The sequence below is a fragment of the Escherichia sp. KTE31 genome, assembly GCF_000407925.1.
Lineage (GTDB): Bacteria > Pseudomonadota > Gammaproteobacteria > Enterobacterales > Enterobacteriaceae > Escherichia > Escherichia ruysiae.
Genome location: NZ_KE136728.1, coordinates 1 through 2,614, shown reverse-complemented (window position 1 = coordinate 2,614; position 2,614 = coordinate 1). Strand labels below are relative to the sequence as shown.

Below are 2,614 nucleotides of genomic sequence, written 5' to 3'. Positions count from 1 at the left end.
ATCTAAACGCCATCACGACGCGCTCAGACGCTGAAAAAATAAAATCAGCACCACCGCCAGCGCGCAGTGCTTTCCCCGCCTCGCCCGCCCGCTTCGTGGGGCTGTTTTAATGCAGTTGCATGAACACGTCGAAACAGCACCAGTCCTGAACTAAAACAACCAATGTGAATGCTGCTTGCGCATGCAAATCCATGCATATTGTGTATGCACGATAACTGATTAGGTAATTAATTCTGTTTTTTATACCGTGACCACCCTGATTTAACTGAGTTACGTTTAGATTCTTCCTCTATGCTTTGATACTCACTCTGTAATATTGAGAGAAAGTCTTTCCGCATCTTTAACTTGTATTGTTTCATTGCTGTCTCAATGATGAAATACCCCTTTTTAAAGGATGGTCGACCTTCATATTTCAATCCTGACAATAGAAATCTCAATCTAGGGTTTGACTCCATCCCAAATGCAAACTCCCACATATCGCTTATATTACATAGCGTATAAGGAATGGGCTTACCGCCCTGTTTAAGGTTATTAATCTTTAATGGTTCCTTAACATCACTAAACTTCATATAAACATTAACAATAGTACACTTCACACCGTGTAAATTTGTCACTTTGATATTAGCCAAATCTTGCGATGAAAGCTTATCTGCTTTTTTTGCCGTAGAGGTCGTATATATAGGCGCAAAAACAACGTCAACTTTCTCTTTGCCTAACATCATCGCATAATAACTTGTAAATAATGAAACCCCCACAGCCGCGAGAGTAGCCAATCCTGACACCCACCCTCCTAGCATTGTCCAAAATGCGACCTTGCTATTATTTTCACTCTCGCTCCATGCCCATTGAACTCCGCCCAACACAAAACCAAATGCGAACATAAACAAGCAAAGACATATTATTAAAGCTATCCCACAATACTTCATGAAACAAATCCTTGATATAGAAAATCACAATATTTTCACACAACATCTAAAAGAAATTTAAATCATCAAGCACTCTAATTACAAACAAAACAACACATCAAAAAAATCATGCAAAACAAAAAATAGACATGCTTTAAGATCATCTTTCAATGCCACCGACACAATATCAAACTTCAGTATCGGTGGCATCACCTTCAATTATTTAGTATCGAAACTATTTCACCCGTTTTCACATTAACACGCGCTGCAATTGTTTGCTTCACGACACCACCATAGGCATTAGTACCGCGAAATGTGGTTTTCACTATAGCATGAGGGTCTTTATTCAGGATTAAATGATACACTGTTGACACATGTTTATAAGATGAATCATCGTTCATATTCTCTTTAATTAACTTTTCCAATGGTCGATAAGAACCATCCCAACCACTAAAATTACTCTGAAATGTATCAAGGTTGATTTTATTGTTTAGTGATTTCGGATCTTTTTCATAATCATTAAAGCACCATCCAAGAACATCACCGAGTTTCAACTCATCATCTTTGGTAAATGTATACTCACTCATGCAGGCATAAAATGCATCTGATGCGGTGACTGGCACTTTCTTAAAGTTAATGTAACTATTCACAATATCGTGTCGAGTCTTCTTTGGCTCGTTCCGATATTCCTTGAGTGTTTTTTCAGTATATTCGAATGTTTTTTGAGCCTGGTGTTCTGCTACGGTTGCTGTTTCAGTTTTAGCAACTGGCTGGCTTTTTTCTGTTGGGTAGAGTATTGAACCAATTATGCTCAATGCAAAACCACCTCCGAGATAAACCGCACTTGCACGTTTACGGTTTGGCATCCGCACCAGTGATGGCTTGATTAACCCGATGAAAAAAGCAACGAAAAAAGCGAGTGATAGAAAAGCGATTACAATATCCATAGCTATCCTTTTTGCATCATCCACATAAAAAATCGACCTTATGTTAGCAACAGGAAGCTTACTTTTGAATATTTGTAAGTTGTTAGCTTTAGCTCTCCGAGCTAACTCCTTTCAACCGTCAAAAACCAGCACCAACGCAGTAAAAATATGACTGTCAACTAACGCCTCGCTTCGCTCGTTGTTCAACCCCGCCAGCCCTGAAAACAAGTTTCACGACTGGCGGCGTTCTCTATCGTCTGCGTGGTGGTGGCGTAACTCTTGATTGACCGATATGGTTAAACCGCCCGTAATTATCCCGGACTATTTCGGCACACCCGACTAGCTCATCGGGCGTCAGATTTTCGTTGACCATAATCCGCTGTAAACGCTGAACAATAGCCATCAGCTTGATATTTTTAGTTTTATGGTGCGGTATCTCGCTTGGTATTCTGTGCATTATCCAGGCCACCCGTTTTGCTGTGCACGCTCCATCTGTTCATCTGAATAGTTCCACATCCCATCCACAGCAACCATTGCCCCACCAGACAGCCCCGTATCTGGTTCATACATAATAGCAAGGCCGAGCTGATGCATAATTTCATGATTAATTCTAAATACCAGACCACGCGCACTAAGTTCTTTCCAGTTCACAATCTCATATGCGCCTGTATTAAGCAGCTCAATACTTAGCAAGACATAATCTTCCAGCCAGTCTGACAGGTCAGTAACATCTGTTATCCGGGCTTCAACCTTTCGCCCCGTATACACACCCTGCACCCATTC

General features: G+C 40.8%; 4 protein-coding genes. All 4 read right to left on the bottom strand.

Going from position 1 to position 2,614, the window contains the following annotated elements:
* Positions 1–227: 227 nt before the first annotated feature.
* Positions 228–926, bottom strand: a complete 699-nt coding sequence (locus tag WES_RS00030; RefSeq protein WP_016158954.1) for a hypothetical protein — start codon at positions 924–926, stop codon at positions 228–230.
* A 194-nt stretch (positions 927–1,120) separates the two neighbouring features.
* Entirely contained in the window at positions 1,121–1,852 is a 732-nt protein-coding gene (locus WES_RS00035; RefSeq protein ID WP_016158955.1) for a hypothetical protein, read from the bottom strand.
* A 229-nt stretch (positions 1,853–2,081) separates the two neighbouring features.
* A complete protein-coding gene (locus WES_RS24625) occupies positions 2,082–2,288 on the bottom strand; it encodes a hypothetical protein (protein WP_071599031.1) in 207 nt (68 codons plus the stop codon).
* The coding region (locus tag WES_RS0121975; protein WP_016235269.1) for a DUF7415 domain-containing protein at positions 2,288–2,614 on the bottom strand (327 nt) is incomplete at its 5' end. The genes WES_RS24625 and WES_RS0121975, both read right to left, overlap by 1 nt.

What these genes read in the sequence shown, in the direction of transcription:
- WES_RS00030 (WP_016158954.1), bottom strand. Translation starts at nt 926, where the DNA reads ATGAAGTATTGTGGGATAGCTTTAATAATATGTCTTTGCTTGTTTATG.
- WES_RS00035 (WP_016158955.1), bottom strand. Translation starts at nt 1,852, where the DNA reads ATGGATATTGTAATCGCTTTTCTATCACTCGCTTTTTTCGTTGCTTTT.
- WES_RS24625 (WP_071599031.1), bottom strand. Translation starts at nt 2,288, where the DNA reads ATGCACAGAATACCAAGCGAGATACCGCACCATAAAACTAAAAATATC.